The 15,470-nt window shown below is 65.1% G+C and carries 17 protein-coding genes, 1 tRNA gene and 1 pseudogene; 13 read left to right on the top strand and 6 right to left on the bottom strand.

The window, feature by feature from the left end:
• Positions 1–127: 127 nt before the first annotated feature.
• Together NZK81_RS09460 and NZK81_RS09455 are read left to right on the top strand one after the other, a co-directional pair.
• Complete coding sequence (locus NZK81_RS09460) at positions 128–673, top strand: regulatory protein RecX (protein ID WP_260045876.1); 546 nt, start codon at positions 128–130, stop codon at positions 671–673.
• Positions 674–1,165: a DUF192 domain-containing protein gene (locus NZK81_RS09455; RefSeq protein WP_419181669.1), complete on the top strand. Its 492-nt coding sequence runs from the start codon at positions 674–676 to the stop codon at positions 1,163–1,165.
• Between the two features lie 59 nt (positions 1,166–1,224).
• On the opposite strand, the gene NZK81_RS09450 is transcribed toward NZK81_RS09455, so the two are convergent.
• Positions 1,225–2,670, bottom strand: a complete 1,446-nt coding sequence (locus NZK81_RS09450) for a S41 family peptidase (RefSeq protein WP_260045875.1) — start codon at positions 2,668–2,670, stop codon at positions 1,225–1,227.
• A gap of 140 nt (positions 2,671–2,810) precedes the next feature.
• Positions 2,811–4,256: an MFS transporter gene (locus NZK81_RS09445; RefSeq protein WP_260045874.1), complete on the bottom strand. Its 1,446-nt coding sequence runs from the start codon at positions 4,254–4,256 to the stop codon at positions 2,811–2,813.
• 101 nt (positions 4,257–4,357) lie between these two features.
• Here NZK81_RS09445 and NZK81_RS09440 point away from each other — a divergent pair, with 101 nt between their 5' ends.
• Together NZK81_RS09440 and NZK81_RS21620 are read left to right on the top strand one after the other, a co-directional pair.
• Positions 4,358–4,759: an NADH:ubiquinone oxidoreductase subunit NDUFA12 gene (locus NZK81_RS09440; RefSeq protein ID WP_260045873.1), complete on the top strand. Its 402-nt coding sequence runs from the start codon at positions 4,358–4,360 to the stop codon at positions 4,757–4,759.
• A gap of 131 nt (positions 4,760–4,890) precedes the next feature.
• Positions 4,891–5,190 (top strand): annotated as a pseudogene (locus NZK81_RS21620) (DUF2155 domain-containing protein); the annotation flags it as partial.
• A 35-nt stretch (positions 5,191–5,225) separates the two neighbouring features.
• Here NZK81_RS21620 and aat read toward each other — a convergent pair.
• On the bottom strand, positions 5,226–5,996 hold the full coding sequence (gene aat, locus NZK81_RS09430) for a leucyl/phenylalanyl-tRNA--protein transferase (RefSeq protein WP_260045872.1): 771 nt from the start codon (positions 5,994–5,996) through the stop codon (positions 5,226–5,228).
• A 132-nt stretch (positions 5,997–6,128) separates the two neighbouring features.
• Between aat and NZK81_RS09425 the strand changes: the two genes are divergently transcribed.
• The 7 genes from NZK81_RS09425 (at position 6,129) to rplA (ending at position 11,356) form a co-directional block, all read left to right on the top strand.
• Positions 6,129–6,204, top strand: a tRNA-Trp gene (locus tag NZK81_RS09425).
• Between the two features lie 237 nt (positions 6,205–6,441).
• Positions 6,442–7,953: a hypothetical protein gene (locus NZK81_RS09420; RefSeq protein WP_260045871.1), complete on the top strand. Its 1,512-nt coding sequence runs from the start codon at positions 6,442–6,444 to the stop codon at positions 7,951–7,953.
• Positions 7,954–8,098: 145 nt separating this feature from the next.
• On the top strand, positions 8,099–8,293 hold the full coding sequence (gene secE, locus NZK81_RS09415; protein ID WP_260045870.1) for a preprotein translocase subunit SecE: 195 nt from the start codon (positions 8,099–8,101) through the stop codon (positions 8,291–8,293).
• Positions 8,294–8,322: 29 nt separating this feature from the next.
• Positions 8,323–8,859 carry a transcription termination/antitermination protein NusG gene (gene nusG, locus NZK81_RS09410; protein ID WP_260045869.1) on the top strand — a complete coding sequence of 179 codons (537 nt, stop codon included), beginning with the start codon at positions 8,323–8,325 and terminating at the stop codon, positions 8,857–8,859.
• A gap of 98 nt (positions 8,860–8,957) precedes the next feature.
• Entirely contained in the window at positions 8,958–10,040 is a 1,083-nt protein-coding gene (locus NZK81_RS09405) for an acyltransferase family protein (protein ID WP_260045868.1), read from the top strand.
• Positions 10,041–10,218: 178 nt separating this feature from the next.
• Positions 10,219–10,650 (top strand): 50S ribosomal protein L11, encoded by a 432-nt coding sequence (gene rplK, locus NZK81_RS09400; protein ID WP_260045867.1) that lies wholly within the window; start codon positions 10,219–10,221, stop codon positions 10,648–10,650.
• Between the two features lie 4 nt (positions 10,651–10,654).
• Positions 10,655–11,356 (top strand): 50S ribosomal protein L1, encoded by a 702-nt coding sequence (gene rplA, locus NZK81_RS09395; RefSeq protein ID WP_260045866.1) that lies wholly within the window; start codon positions 10,655–10,657, stop codon positions 11,354–11,356.
• 145 nt (positions 11,357–11,501) lie between these two features.
• Here rplA and NZK81_RS09390 read toward each other — a convergent pair whose 3' ends face one another.
• On the bottom strand, positions 11,502–12,350 hold the full coding sequence (locus NZK81_RS09390; protein WP_260045865.1) for a class I SAM-dependent methyltransferase: 849 nt from the start codon (positions 12,348–12,350) through the stop codon (positions 11,502–11,504).
• A 68-nt stretch (positions 12,351–12,418) separates the two neighbouring features.
• Between NZK81_RS09390 and NZK81_RS09385 the strand changes: the two genes are divergently transcribed.
• Entirely contained in the window at positions 12,419–12,844 is a 426-nt protein-coding gene (locus NZK81_RS09385) for a helix-turn-helix domain-containing protein (RefSeq protein ID WP_260045864.1), read from the top strand.
• Between the two features lie 84 nt (positions 12,845–12,928).
• Positions 12,929–13,777 carry a TauD/TfdA dioxygenase family protein gene (locus NZK81_RS09380; protein WP_260045863.1) on the top strand — a complete coding sequence of 283 codons (849 nt, stop codon included), beginning with the start codon at positions 12,929–12,931 and terminating at the stop codon, positions 13,775–13,777.
• A gap of 24 nt (positions 13,778–13,801) precedes the next feature.
• On the opposite strand, the gene NZK81_RS09375 is transcribed toward NZK81_RS09380, so the two are convergent.
• Together NZK81_RS09375 and NZK81_RS09370 are read right to left on the bottom strand one after the other, a co-directional pair.
• Positions 13,802–14,368 carry a hypothetical protein gene (locus tag NZK81_RS09375; RefSeq protein ID WP_260045862.1) on the bottom strand — a complete coding sequence of 189 codons (567 nt, stop codon included), beginning with the start codon at positions 14,366–14,368 and terminating at the stop codon, positions 13,802–13,804.
• On the bottom strand, positions 14,352–15,113 hold the full coding sequence (locus NZK81_RS09370) for a competence/damage-inducible protein A (protein ID WP_260045861.1): 762 nt from the start codon (positions 15,111–15,113) through the stop codon (positions 14,352–14,354). The genes NZK81_RS09375 and NZK81_RS09370 overlap by 17 nt, the downstream gene beginning before the upstream one ends.
• Between the last annotated feature and the right edge of the window lie 357 nt (positions 15,114–15,470).

Here is a 15,470-nt window from a genome sequence, read left to right as displayed (position 1 = left end):
AACGTTATTCGTGCGGGACCGGGTGTCTTTGAGTCCGGTCACTCGTTCAGTCCGGATTAGCTAACCCCCGGACTGGTATCCATGCGCTCTCCCCATTCTGAGCCGACTGTGGCACGAATAGGGCAAGATGTCCGTCAAGCGTCGCAATCCACAACCACTCACCCCTGCTCGTCTGGAGGAACTGGCGCTCGCCTATGTCGCGCGCTTCGCGACGACGCAAGCAAAGCTTGGCGCTTATCTCCAGCGCAAGTTGCGCGAACACGGGTGGGAAGGGGAAGGGACGCCTCCGGTGGACGAGCTGGTGGGGCGCTATGCCGAACTCGGTTACGTCGACGATGCCGCCTGGGCCCGGATGAAGGCCGGCAGCCTGTTGCGGCGCGGCTATGGCGCGCGGCGCGTGGGCGAGGCGCTGGGGCAGGCGGGTATCGAGGAGGACATGCGGGCGGACCTGCGCCCGCCCGAAAGCGAACAGCGGCGCGCGGCACTGGTCATGGCGCGGCGGCGGCGCTTCGGGCCTTTCGCGGTTCAGCCTCTCGACAGGCCCGCGCGCGAAAAGCAGCTCGCGGCGATGCTGCGTGCCGGGCACACGCTCGACATCGCGCGCCGGATCGTCGATGCCAGCGACCCCGACGCGGCCGAAGAGTGGGCCGAGTCGGCTTTCGGAGATGAATGAGTGCGCCTGACCAGGACTTTTGCCGCCGCCTTCCTGCTTGCCCCCGCCCTGCTGCCCACCGCCGCCTGTTCGCAGGGCGCGACCGAGACCGCAACGACGCAGCCTGCCGTCCACGCGGAATCAGGACTGCCGGTCATACCGCTCAAGGTAATCTCGGGCGACAAGGTCCACACCTTTCGCGTCGAAGTGGCCGCGACCGAGGCGCAGCAGGCAAAGGGGCTGATGTTCCGCACGCACATGGGGGCCGACGAGGGCATGATCTTCCCCGAAAAGCCGCCGCGCCGTCCGGCGTTCTGGATGCGCAACACGGTGATCCCGCTCGACATCATCTTCATCGGCACGGACCACAGGATCCTCAACATCGCCGCCAATGCCGTGCCTTATGACGAGACGCCGCTGCCGGCGATCGGCATCGCCAGCGGCGTGCTGGAACTGAACGGCGGTCGTGCGGCCGAGCTGGGGATCAAGCCCGGCGACAAGGTCGAGTGGTAGGAGCCGGCAGGGCCGTCGGGCCCCGCCGGACTTTCAGGTCGCCGGTTTTCCCGTTCTGATCAGTACAGGCCGGGCAGCTCTTTCTGGGCCGTGTTGGGCGCGGCGTTGAGCAGCGCGCGCCGTCCGACGCTCTGCGCGGCGAGGCCGGTGCTCTGGATCGCGGTGCAGCTGCGGCCGTCAAGGTAATCGAGCGCGACCTTGATCGATGCCTCCTGCGGGTCGCCCAGCTGGTAGGAGATGTCGTCGCTGGCCTGGCAGGTCGCGTCCATGTGGCTGCCGAGGCCGGTGTAGTAGTCGCCCTCGTGGTTGGCGTTTTCGATGCGGAAGGCGATCGCGCGCAGGCGATCGTCGCAATCGGCCATGTCGAGCCCGACCTGACCGACGGGCTTGCCGTAGGTGTTGGTGCCGATCAGCGCGGCGTTCGCGCCGAGATAGGGCTTTTCGGCATTCATCACGAATTCGCTGGCCGAGGCCGTGCTGCCGGTGCCGATGAAGGCCACCCGGGTCGCGCCGATCGCTTCCGGCTGTGCAGAGAAATAGGTGGTCTCGTTGTTGTTCGACTTCGAATCGCTGAAGGTGGTGTAGCCCATCACCTCGCCGTTGCGCTGGCCATTGAGCAGGTTGCTGAACAGTTCCGCGATGGAGACGAGCCCGCCACCGTTGTAGCGCAGGTCGACGATGACCTTGGTGATCCCTTGTGCGCGGAACTGCGAGAAGGCGTCGCGCAGGGCGGGATCGGCGGTGTCGACGAAGGTCCGCAGGTTGACGTAACCGACCTTGGCGCCGTTGTCGTCGATCACCTTGACCCCGTAGCGCGACGAGACCGGAAGCAGCGAATAGGTCTTCTTGGTCACGCTGACGGTGGAGATCGAGCTGTTCAGCTGGCGGATCTGCAGCACGCGCGTCGTGCCCGTGGTTGAAGGCCCGAGGGCATCGCTCACGGCCTGCGTGCCGCCATTGGCGACAAGCGTGGAAATCGACTGGATGTTCGATGTCGTGGTGCCGATGCCGATGATCTCGGTCCCGCGGTCGAGCCCGGCGGCGAGTCCGGGCGCGTTCTCGTAGGCCTCGATCACGAAGAGGCGGTTGCTGCTGTAGTCGAACCCAAGCCGCACGCCGAAGCCTGCCGTGGCGCCCTGCTGGTAATAGGCGTTCTCTTCGGAGATCGAGGTGAGGTAGGTGAAGTAGCGGTCCTTCGATTGCGCGCGCGCCGGGGCGACGAGCGCGTCGATGTAGTCCTGCACGGTGCCGTAGCTTGCCGGATCGACGGTCGTGTCCAGGAGATCGGGAAACAGGTACCATTCCTGCAGTTTCGTCAGTGCCCATTGCTGACGCGACGCGAGCGTGCATGCGGTGGATGCCGGCGTCGGTGTCGGCGTGCTGGTGGGGCTGGGCGTGGGCGTGCCGGCCGTCGCGCCCGAGGTCGAGGAGGAGCCGTCTCCCCCGCCGCAGCCGGCGAGCAGGACAGTCAGGGCAAGAAGGGAAGAACAAAGACCAGCGCGCACGATACCCCCGAGCGATTTTTCCACCAATGCCGGGTGCTTATCGGCTTGCTGCAGCGCGTCAAAGAGGGCTGCGATGACCCGAGGTTAAATTTTTTAAATCCGTGGATCAGGGCGATGATGGATAAGCGTGGCGGGTTTTCTCAATCCTCGTGCCACGAAAGCGGCCGGGCCACGTGTTCGAGTGGCTTGCGTTCGTTGCTGAGGCCGAATTTCCAGGCGGCGGCGGCCGCGACGATCATCAGCACTGCGGCGAAGAGGTAGCCGGTCAGCACTTGTTCGCGCGATCCGCTTTCGATCAGCACGCCGAACAGCCAGGGGGCGAGTACGCCGCCGATGCCAGTGCCCATCGCGTAGAACAGCGCGATCGCGAGCGCGCGGATTTCCAGAGGGAAGCTCTCCGCCACGGTGAGATAGGCGGAAGAGGCGGCTGCCGAGGCGAAGAAGAAGGTGAGGCTCCAGCATAGCGTCTGCGTCGTCGCATCGAGCAGACCGGCGGTAAAGAGCAGTCCCGTCGCGGCCAGCAACAAGCCGGACAGACCATAGGTCAGCGCGATCATCTGCCGCCGCCCGACCGTGTCGAACAGGCGCCCGAGCAGGAGCGGACCGAGGACGTTGCCCGCCGCGAAGGGCAGGACATACCAGCCCACGTCCGCCGAGGGCACGCCGTAGAAATCGCTCAGCATCAGCGCATAGGTGAAGAAGATCGCGTTGTAGAGGAATGCCTGCGAGGCCATCAGCAGGAGGCCGAGCGCGGTGCGGTGCGGATAGGTGTGCAACAGCGTCGTGAAGACTTCGCTCAGCGGTGTCGAGCGCCGGGCGCGCAGGCGGACTTTCTGGTCGACCGGATCGAGGGCGTGTCCCTCTTCGGCGACCCGGCGTTCGATTCGCGTCACGATCGCCTCGGCTTCTTCTGCGCGGCCGTGGGTGATGAGCCAGCGCGGGCTTTCCGGCAGGTGGCGGCGCAGGAAGATGATCGCGAGGCCGGTCGTGGCGCCGAACAGGAAGGCGAAGCGCCAGCCCAGGTCCACGTTCAGGACCGCCGGATCGAGCACGATAACAGCCAGCCCGCCGGCTACTGCCGCGCCGACCCAGTAGCTGCCGTTGACGACGAGATCGGTCCAGCCGCGCCGGCGTGCGGGAATCAGTTCCTGGATCGCCGAGTTGATCGCGCTGTATTCGCCGCCGATGCCGGCGCCGGTGAGAAAGCGCATGGCGGCAAAGCTCGGCAGGTCCCAGGTCAGCGCCGTGGCTGCCGTCGCTGTCAGGTAGATCAGCAGGGTGACGGTGAAGAGCCGTTTGCGGCCCATCCGGTCGGTCAGCCAGCCGAAGAACAGCGCGCCCAGCACCGCTCCTGCCAGGTAGGCGCTGTTGGCAAGGCCGACGTCGCTGGCGGTGAAGCGCAGTGTCGGGCTTTCGCGCAGGGCAGGGGCGACCGAGCCGGCGAGCGTGACCTCGAGTCCGTCGAGAATCCATGTGATGCCCAGCGCCACGACGACGAGCCAGTGAAACCCGGCCCAGGGCAAGCGGTCGAGACGCGCCGGGACGTCAGTCTCGACGACCGGAACGGGATGCGGCTCTCTCGTCATCGCGCGCCAGCCTACCGGCAAGCGGCCGGCGGATCAAATTGGGGGGAGGATTGCGTTCAACGCGCTTGCCTTGATCGGGCCGGAGCGGTAACGCGCGGCTCATGGGAATCCTCGGCAAGATCTTCACCTGGTGGGACGGCGCCACCATTGGCACCTCGCTCTGGAGCGCGATGAACGGCGAGCATGTCGGCACCGACGCGCAAGGCAACAAGTACTATCGCTCGGCCAAGGCGAAGACCACCGAGGGCTATGACAAGCGCTGGGTGATCTATGCCGGAGCCAACGATGCCAGCAAGGTGCCGGCCGAATGGCACGGCTGGCTGCATCATTCCTATGACGACGTTCCCGAAAGCCATCTGCCGCCGGCACGCATCTGGGAAGCCGACTACACGCCCAATGCCACCGGCACCGTGCAGGCCTATCGCCCGCAGGGCGCGCTGGAGCGCGGCGGAAAGCGTGCGGCGGCTACTGGCGACTACGAAGCCTGGTCCCCGGACGCCTGAAGGGCGGCCTCGTGAAGCGGGCCGCCGCCTACCTGCCGATTTTCGCTTCGCTGTCGCTTCTCGCGGCCTGCGGAGGCGGTGAGCCCAATCCCGAGGGGCAGGACACGGAAGTGCCCGATGCCATCGCCGGGATGCAGGCAGGCCCCGCACAGGCGGAGCGCGGGCAGCACATCGGCACGCCGAACAAGGACCGCGTCGTGACGCTGGGCGTGCTCAACAAGCGCAACAACCTGACGCAGGACCTCGTGATGAAGCCGGGCGAGTCGAAACGACTCGGTAATCTCGTCGTGAAGGTTGCGACCTGCGAGAAGACGCTGCCCTGGGAGCACCCGGAAGAAGAGGGGGCATTCGTGCAGGTCTTCGTCGAGGAACGCGCAAGCGCCAGGGAAAAGCTTGCCTGGCACAAGGTGTTCTCGGGCTGGCTGTTCAAGAATTCGCCGGGCCTCAACGTCGTCGAGCACCCGGTCTATGACGTGTGGGTGAAGGCCTGTGCGATGAATTTCCCCGGCGCGGCTCCCAGGCCGGCTGCGGCGGCATCCTCGAGCAGTGCCGCGAAGGCCTCGGGCAGCGCCAGTACGGCCTCGCCGTCGCCTGCCGCCACGGGCGACTGAGCGGCACGCAACAACGTCAGATAGCGTTTCTGGCTCATTTCCTCCGCGCCCAGCGAGGCAAGGTGCGTGGTGATGAACTGGCAGTCCAGCAGGCTGGCATGGCCCCGCCGCATGGCCGCGACGAGCCACGCCAGCGCGACCTTGGAGGCGTCCGAGACGCGGCTGAACATGCTTTCGCCGCAGAACACCCGCTCGAAGCCGACGCCGTAGAGCCCGCCGACCAGTCGCCGCTGGCCATCCAGGCCATCTTGCCAGCACTCGATCGAATGCGCGTGGCCCAGATGGTGCAGGTTCTCGTAGCTCGCCTGTATGCGGTGGCTGATCCAGCTGCGTCCTTCCTCGCCTTCCTCTTCATCGGAAGCAGAGGACGGGCGCGGCGCGGCGCAGGCTTCGACCACTTGCGAAAAGGCGGCGTTGCAGGTCACCGTGAAGCGTCCGCGCCGCAGCGTGCGCGCCAGCGAATGCGACATGCGGAAGCCATCGAGCGGCAGGATTGCGCGCAGCCGAGGCTCCACCCAGAAGATCTCGGGATCTTCGCGGCTGTCCGCCATCGGAAAGATTCCGGTGCGGTATGCGAGCATGAGCAAGTCTGGCTCGATCAGGTCGACGGTATGGGGAGCATGCATGGTGATGCCATACTAGAAGGCAAAGGGCCGGTCCCGAACCCCGAAATTTCGCTGTTCGCACGAAATTTCCACGTGACCTTCAAGCTGCCCTTGTAATCCTCCGCGTCTCCATCTAGAGGCTCCGGCGCCTGCAGGAGTGTAGCTCAGTTGGTAGAGCATCGGTCTCCAAAACCGAGGGCCGCGGGTTCGAATCCTGCCACTCCTGCCAGATTTCCCCGAAATCGTACCCAATGCCCACCCATCGCCAAGAGCGATTCGCGGGCAGTCTCGCGGGAATTTGCGGCGAGCCGAGAACAGCTGTAGCGTGCGCATGTCTTGTCAATCGCCCGGTGGGGGCTAGGACGGCGGCGCGCAGGCGAGTCGGCCTGCAGGGCTCAGGGATGTCGGAACGCCCGATCCGACGACGACCCGGTGATTGGCATAGTGGGGAAAGACTTAGTCGCACATGCACGGAACGGCACAGCCTGAGGCAGGCGAACTTGGTGAAGCGTATCGCAGGAAACGCGACGAGGCTCTCTGGCTGGGTATAGTCCTGTCGTTCCTGGCGGCGCTTCCCGCGCTGGTGGCCTGGACTCCCCAGATGACCGACTATCCCTCGCACCTGGCGGGATACAAGGTCCTGCTCGATCACGGCAACGATCCGTTCCTGACGCATTATTTCCTGTTCAACTGGGAATGGACCGGCAACCTCGGCGTCGAATTGCTGATGGTGCCGATGGCGCCGATCTTCGGGCTGGAGCGGGCAGGGCGCATGATCGTCGCGCTGATTCCCTTCCTGACAGGCCTTTCGATCATCGCGGTGGTGTGGAGTCTGCGCAAGCGCGTCGGCGTCGGCGCGATCCTGGCCTTTGCGATGATCTGGTCGCCCTCGTTCCTGATGGGCTTCCTCAACTATTCGCTGTCGCTGGCAATGGCTCTGTTCGCCTTTGCGCTGTGGGTGCGCATGGAGGGATCGGTCTGGCGGCACATCGTGTTCGTTCCGATCGCCTTCGGCGTGTGGCTGTGCCACGTGTCGGGCTGGGGCATCATGGGCGTGCTGGTGTTCGGCTACGAATGGACCAAGCGCCGCAACTGGAAGGACTGGCGCCCGTTCACCAAGCCCTGGCCGCTGATCTTCCCGCTGGTGCCGATGCTCGCGGGGATGGGGGCCAATTCCCAGGTGTCCTACGGGCGCTGGGGCGTGCTCGAGTACAAGTGGGCCATCCTCTACAAGGCGATGCGCAGCTACGATCAGGTGTTCGACATCACCAGCCTGTGCCTGGTGCTGGCGGTGATCGCCTTTGCGCTGTTTACCAAGCGCATCGATGGCCGGGTCGGCTGGGCGGCGCTGCTGCTGCTGGTGCTGACGCTGATCGTGCCGCGCCAGATCTTCGGCGGGGATTATGCCGACTATCGCCTGAGCACCGCTGCGCTTATGGTTGCGTGTCTGGCGATCGACTGGCCGGTGCCGCGCTGGGGGCTGGCGCTGGCGGGGCTGCTGTTCACCTCGCGCATCGCGGTGACGACGGTGGTCTGGCACCAGGACGCGCAGACGGCGCGCCAGATGATCGGCGCGCTCGACTATGTGCCCGAAGGCGCGAAAGTCGCGACGGCGGTGGCGATTCCGCGCCGGCAATGGCGTTTCGGGCCTTTCGAGCACTTCGGCAGCTTCGCCGTGGTCCGCCGCAGCGCGATGGAGAATTCGAACTTCGCGCTGCCCGACGTACACATGCTGGCCATGCGCGAGACGAAGTACCGCTTCAACGATCCGACGCAGCGCATCCTGTTCTGGTCCAACCAGCGCATCGATCTGCGCAAGTTCAAGCCGGCGCGCCATGCCGACTACCTCTGGTTCATCGGCGACGTGCATCCGGTGGCGCTGCCGGACGGGGCGCGAATCGTCTACAGCACGCCGAACTCGTTCCTGGCGCGATTGCCGGACGCGGTGGACCTTGCAAATCCGGCTGACGGAAGCTAAGTCCCCATTTCCTTCCGACATGAGGATAACATCTGCCCCTCCCGGCCCCCCGATTTCTCGGACCCGGGGCGGCGATGTCCCCTAGCCGGAAGCGACGAGACATTTTTGCTTCGGCAATCAGGCAAGAGACACGAGAGCGACTGACATGGCCAAGATCAATCCCGGCGAATTCATGCGCCAGGTCCAGACGGAAGCCCGCAAGATCTACTGGCCCTCGCGCCAGGAAACAGTGACGACCGCGATCTTCGTCGGCATCATGACCGTGCTGCTGGCGACGTTCTTCCTCGGAATCGACGCGCTGTTCGGCTGGATCGTCAGCTCGCTGCTGTCGCTTCTGTGATCGCCTGAATACTGGATAAAGAGAGAACCATGGCCCGCTGGTACATCATCCACGCCTATTCCGGCTTTGAGAACAAGGTGAAGGAATCCATCCTCTCGGAAGCCGAGCGGATGGGCCTGTCGCAGCTCGTCGAGGACGTGCAGGTTCCGCACGAGACCGTCACCGAGGTCAAGCGCGGCAAGAAGGTGCAGGTCGAGCGCAAGACCATGCCCGGCTACGTGCTCGCCAAGCTGGCGATGAACGACGACGTCTACCACCTCGTCAAGAACACCCCGAAGGTAACCGGCTTCCTCGGCGCCAGCGGCAAGCCGCAGGCGATCAGCGAAGCCGAGGCCGCGCGCTACTTCGGTGCCGCCGAAGCCGCCGCCGCCGAACCGCGCAAGCAGATCAACATCGATTACGAGATCGGCGATCAGGTCAAGGTGCTGGACGGCCCCTTCGCCAGCTTCAACGGCATTGTCGAGGAACTCGATTTCGACAAGAACCGCGTCAAGGTCTCGGTTTCGATCTTCGGTCGCGCGACGCCGGTCGAACTCGATTTCGAGCACGTCGAACTCAGCAAGTAATTTGGCATCCGCGCCCGGCATTTTCTTGCTTGCAGGGCGCGGGTTAACCGGAAAATTACCCTGATTGGCTACTCGTCCCCATCATGTTGGGGACGAGAATGGATAGCAAGCCTGCCAGGTTGGAGACGGTTTCTCGCCTGACACGGCTTGACGGGCTGCGTGGTCTGGCGGCCTGCGGCGTTGCCTTTCTCTATCATCCGCAGGCTCTGTTTGCCCCTGCTACACTGGATGGCGAGCCACGCCTGCTGGGCTGGTTCCAGACCTGGGGCTGGACACTCGTCGACCTGTTCTTCCTGATCTCCGGTTACATCTTCGCGCATGTCTATCTTCAGGGGGATGGCAAGCGGCGCGGCCTGACGCGCGAAGGGCTCGGTGCGTTTGCAGCGGCGCGTGTGGCTCGCCTCTATCCGCTGCACCTGCTGACGCTGCTGTTCTGCGCGGCGTTCTTCTTTGCCGATCCCGCCAATACCGGCCTTGCCTTCGTCGCGCACCTGCTGATGCTACAGGCTTTCGTCCAGCCGGTCGCGCATACCTTCAACGGGCCGAGCTGGTCGATCTCGGTGGAAGTGGTCTGCTACGTGCTGTTCGCCTTGGGGGCCACGGGCGGCAGGCGGACGCTGCGCTGGGTAACGATGATCGCCATCGGCGGCGCGCTCCTGCATTTCGTAGTGCAGGGGCGACCGGGCGGGCCCTGGGTCGGCGATGGCTTGCCGCGCGCGCTGCTGGGGTTCTTTCTCGGCCAGACGCTCTGGTGCCTGCGCGAGCGGCTCGCGCAGGCGCCGACCGCCGTGCTCGCGTGCATTCTCGCGTTCGGCCTCGCGCTTGACATGGGGCGGATGAGCCCGCTGTTGCCGTTGTGCCTCTACGCTTGGCCGGCGCTGCTGTTGCTGGCGCTGCGCGCGCCGTGGATGGGCAGTGCGCCGATGCGCTGGCTGGGGGATCGCAGCTATGCGATCTACCTTGTCCATTACCCCATGCTGCTGCTGGTCGAGAACTGGTGGTCGCCGTTCGAGGGGGCGGCGGGCACGCTCTGGAGCGTGACGGTCCTGTTCGCGCTGGCGGTGCTGATCGTGTCGGACTTGTGCTACCGCATTGTCGAGGTGCCGGCACGCCGGGTGATTCGCGCCTCGTGGGAGCGCCATGAGCAGGTGGCCCGTGCCCGCAAGGTCCATCCTGCCTGACCTGGGCAGGGGGCTCTTCCCTTTTCTTCCGAATTCGGTTAGGGGCGCGCCCTTCGGACCGGTCTTCAGATTCGATGACAGGACCGATTCTCGCGCGGGAGGGGGCTTTTGTCCCTGCTTGACCGCTTAACATGAGCTTCTGCTTCGGCGGAAGCGACAGTGTGAAAGGAGGCCTCTCATGGCCAAGAAAATTGAAGGCTATATCAAGCTGCAGGTGCCCGCCGGCGCTGCCAACCCCTCGCCGCCGATCGGTCCGGCTCTGGGTCAGCGCGGCGTGAACATCATGGAATTCTGCAAGGCGTTCAATGCCGCCACGCAGGAGATGGAAAAGGGCATGCCGATCCCGACCATCATCACGGTCTACGCGGATCGCAGCTTCACGTTCGTCACCAAGACGCCGCCCGCTTCCTTCCTCATCAAGAAGGCCGCCAACCTCAAGTCCGGCTCGAAGGAGCCCGGCAAGATTTCCGCCGGCAAGATCGCGCGCTCGAAGCTTTCCGAGATCGCCGAGATGAAGATGAAGGATCTCAACGCCAACGATATCGAGGCCGCGACCAAGATCATCGAAGGTTCGGCCCGTGCGATGGGCCTGGAAGTGACGGAGGGCTGATCACATGGCAAAGCTGACCAAGAAGCAGAAGACCCTCGCGGAAAAGCTGGGCGACAACCAGCAGCTCTACCCCGTGGGTGAAGCTCTAGCCCTTCTGCGCGAGCTCAAGACCACCAAGTTCGACGAGACCGTCGAAGTCGCGATGAACCTGGGCGTCGACCCGCGTCACGCCGACCAGATGGTTCGCGGCATGGTTTCGCTCCCGGCCGGCACCGGCAAGACCGTTCGCGTCGCCGTGTTCGCCAAGGGCGACAAGGCCGAGGCCGCTCTCGCCGCCGGTGCCGACAAGGTGGGTGCCGAGGACCTCATGGAAGACATGCAGGCCGGCAACCTCGATTACGACCGCGTCATCGCCACGCCCGACATGATGGGCGTCGTCGGTCGCCTCGGTAAGCTGCTGGGTCCCAAGGGCCTGATGCCGAACCCGAAGCTGGGTACCGTCACCCCGAACGTGGAACAGGCCGTGAAGGACGCCAAGGGCGGCCAGATCGAGTTCCGCGTCGAGAAGCAGGGCATCATCCACGCCGGTATCGGCAAGATGTCGTTCTCGGACACCGACCTGATGACCAACTTCGACGCTTTCGTCGATGCGATCGTCAAGGCCAAGCCCTCGGGCGCCAAGGGCAAGTACGTCAAGAAGATCGCGCTGTCTTCGTCGATGGGCCCCGGCCTCAAGATCGACACGACCGAAATCGCCGGCGCCTGATCCTCTTCAGGACCGCATGAATAAAGAAAAGGCCGGGAGGGAAACCTCCCGGCCTTTTCTTTTGGAACTTCGCCAACGCCCCGGATGGGCGTGGAAGCAGGTGGTTCAAGGAGTACCGGGGGGCAGGCGGGCCGCGCGCCGGGCATCAACTCCGCGCCGATATGACCCAGCAGGCCGCGTTGAAGCGTACCTCGTCGCCATGCACATAGGGGTGGTAGGCGTCGAGCACGGCGGCCGTGACCCTTTCCTGCAGCGCGGAATCGAGCAGGGGCATCAGCCTCCCGATCGGCCCCATTCGCGCGGCATAGGCCTTCAGGGCCCCGACAGGGAAAACGCAGGCAGCGTCGCATGTCTCGATCGCGATGTCGGACCATCCCGCATGGGCGAGGTTATCGGTCACGTGGGCGGGGTCTGCAAAGGCGAACTGGCCCGTGGGCTTGTCCTGTCGGGCGATCGGGGCAGGCAGCAGGGGCAGGGCCGTGTCGCGTGCGAGGGTCATGAACGGGTTCTCTGCGGGCGACCGCCAGGTGACCATGTGAAGCGGGGCGCCGTCGGCGCAGGCGCCGCGCAGGTTGGCGAAGGCGGCGACGGGATCGTTGAAGAACATCACGCCGAACCGGGATACGACGGCATCGAAGCGCGCATGGCCGAAATCATGCCCCTGCGCGTCGGCGCAGATGAAGCGGGCGCGTGATCCTTCGCGTGCCGCGCGCTCGCGCGCGACTGCGGTCATGGCTTCGGAGATGTCGATGCCGGTGCACTGCCCGCCCGGTTTCAGCTGGTTCTGGATGTCGAAGGTGGTGGCGCCGGTTCCGCAGCCCACGTCGAGCACGTGCCCTTCGGCAATGTCCTCCAGATAGGCGCAGAGGACCTGAGAAAAGGGCCGCAGCATCGCTTCCATCGCGGATTGTGCGGCGATCCAGTGCGTGGCCGTCTCGGCGTTCCAGTCCGAGCCCGGGCTCGTTCCGGCAGGGTTGTTCATGGTCGTGGTCATTGGTTTGTCCTTGTCGGGAATCGGTGTGCAGGGCACTCTGCCAGTTCAAGTCAACTTGAGGTCAAGATGTGAAACTGCTCGATATTTCGGAAGTGGCCAGGCGATCGGGCGTGAAGGCTTCGGCGTTGCGCTACTATGAGGACAAGGGGCTGATCGCCTCGGTCGGGCGCCGAGGGATACGGCGTCTGTTTGAGCCGGTCGTGCTGCAGCGGCTGGCGCTGATCCGTCTTGGGCAGGCGGGCGGGTTCTCGCTCGACGAACTGGCCGCGATGCTTCCGCCCGACGACGCGCCGACGATCGATCGCGATGCGCTGCTGGCCAAGGCGGACGATCTGGACCAGACGATCCGCCGCCTGTCGGCCATGCGCGATGCCTTGCGGCACGCGGCGGCCTGTCCGGCGCCCTCGCATTTCGAGTGCGCGACTTTCCAGCGATACCTCAAGGTTGCGGCCAAAGGCGGCCTGCCGGCCGCCGTGCCCCCTCTGCAGGCCTGAAGCAAGCCATTTACCTGCGAACGATTCCCATGTACTAACGTGCTGTACACATGTTCAGCATAACGCTTGGGAGTAGCGGCCGTCATGGCTATTCACTTTGAAAATATTAAGGAGTTCATCGGTTCTCGGGTCTCGTGGGACGACCGGGCAGACATCTTCACGCCAGAAGCCGCCAAGGCGATTCGCGAGAAGGTGGCGGAGCGCACGGTGCTGGTGTTCCCGGAAGTGGATCTCACCGACGAGGAGCAGCTCGCGATCACCAACGCGATCGGCCCCAAGGTTCGCCTGACCAATACCACCAACGTCCAGAGCAACGACGAGGACGTCTATCAGGTCACGCTCGACGAGAAGATCAACCCGCAGCCCGAATACGTGCTGGGCACGTTCTTCTGGCACATGGACGGCATCACGGTGGACATGCCGCCGCCGTTCGCTACGCTGCTGTCCTGCCGTATCGCGCCGGACAAGGGCGGCGAGACCGAGTTCGCCAGCACCTACGCCGCATACGAGGGGCTTCCCGAGGAGGAAAAGCAGGCGCTGGAAGGGCTCAAGGCGGAGCATTCGGTCAAGGCCAGCCTCTCGCCGATTGCTGATGCCATCCCCGAAAAGCACCGCGAGCGCGTGCTGGGCATTGGCCTCATCAAGGAACACCCGCTGGTCTGGAGGCACGAGGACGGGCGCAAGTCTATGGTGATCGGCACGACGGCCGACCACATCGTCGGCATGGACATCCCGGCGGGCCGGGCGATGCTGGTGCGTCTGGCCGAATGGGCCGCGCAGCCCGCCTATTCGCTGCGCCACAAGTGGAAGAAGGGCGACTTCGTGATCTGGGACAACACCGGCGCGATGCACCGGGCGGTTCCCTACGACAAGTCGACCGGCCGCATGATGCACCGCACCTCTATTGCCGGGACCGAGGCTGTCGCGGCCTGATCCGGACCGAGCCGGCGGCGGCGCTCAGCGGCTGCCGGCCAGATTCGCGGCAGTATAGCACTCGATGAGGTAGGCGAGCGGCCGCCCGTCGGGCAGCAGCAGCATCGCGCGGTGCGTCGAGATCGTGCCCTCGGGGCAGTTCTCGGCTTGGCCGCGCACCACCTCCAGCTGCTGGCGACGAAAGCGGAGCGGTGCGACGACCTTGCCAAACGGCACGTCGCTGTCGCGCAGCATCTCGTTCATCCCGACTGTCAGCCGTGAGGGGACGTACCAGTTCCACGCGACCGAGAGAACGGTCTGCCCGCAGGCCAGCCTGACGTTGCGCATCGCAAGGGGCTCGTCGGGCTCCAGGCCGAGCTGCCTGCGCACGCCGCCCGGCGGTTCCGCGCCGGGCTCGCCGGCGCTGTGCGCCGTGATCCGCGCGGGATCGGCCACGCCGCGCGCGGCGCACCATTCCTCGAGGGCCAGCGTCGCGCTGTCGTGGCGGCGCAGCACGGCCTCGAAGGCGTCGAGGGTCGGTTGGGCGGACGGATCCGTCATGGAGCTGGCCATCACGACGATCGGCAGGAGCAAGTCAAATTCCCCCCGCAATCGCCGGCTTGTCCAGCGCTTCGAGCCCGCGCACCAGAGCCCGCGTGCAAGCGGCAAGGTCGTTGGCGTCGACCGAGCGGATCACGAAGTTCGCGCCGGTACGGCCCTCGGCCCAGAACGGGTAGGAGCCGATCTGGCAGGTCTCGAAGGTCTTTTCGGTCTCGCGCAGCAGATCCGCCACTTCGCTTTCGCCTACCCAGCAGCCGACGGTTTCCGAAAGCAGCGGCGCGCCGCCTTCGAGCTGGCCGGACAACGCATCGAGCATGCCCGCGGTGATGCTGGGCACGCCCGCCATGATGAACACGTTGCCCGCGCGAATGCCGGGAGCGCCGGTGTAGCGGTTGGGAATCAGGCTTGCGCCCTCAGGGGTGCGGGCCATGCGCAGGCGCGCGTCGCTCATGCCGCCGCGCGTTTCATAATAGCCTTCCAGAATGGCGCAGGCTTCGGGATGGACGATCACCGGAACGCCCAGCGCCTCGGCTATCGCATCGACGGTGATGTCGTCGTGGGTGGGGCCGATGCCGCCGGTGGTGAAGAGGTAGTCGTTGCGCGCGCGCAGAGTGTTCACGGCCTCGACGATCGCGGCCGTCTCGTCCGCCACCACGCGCACTTCGCGCAGGCGGATGCCCTGAACCTGCAACCAGGTGGCGACCTGGGCGATGTTCTTGTCGTGGGTGCGGCCCGAAAGGATTTCGTCGCCGATTACGACGAGGGCGGCAGTGTAGATTCGCGAGGGACTGACCATGGCGACTGGCTAGGACAAATGCGCCGCCGGGGCCAGAGGTTCGGTCCCGAACTGTCGCGACAAATCGCCCAAAAAGAAAGGGCCGGTCCGGAGACCAGCCCATGGAAGTTTTGGGAGAGGATGCCTGAAAGGCCTGATCCTTATGCTCCACGCCGCCCTATGCTGCAAATGCGAAAAGGTTTAGGTGTGTTGCATGTATTGCAACTGCTGATCCCCGCTTCGCGTCCGGCCGAAGGGGCGATCGTCGGCCCCAAAAAAAAGGGCCGATCCGAAGATCAGCCCTATGAAAGTTTTTGGGAGAGGATGCCTGAAAGGCCCAACCTGTATGGGCTTCCGGCGTGCTCTCCGCAAATGCGA

It is taken from the genome of Novosphingobium mangrovisedimenti, from assembly GCF_025153475.1.
Taxonomy (GTDB): domain Bacteria; phylum Pseudomonadota; class Alphaproteobacteria; order Sphingomonadales; family Sphingomonadaceae; genus Novosphingobium; species Novosphingobium mangrovi_A.
The sequence above is the reverse complement of the archived record's forward strand: the minus strand, read 5'-3'. Positions and strand labels throughout refer to the sequence as shown.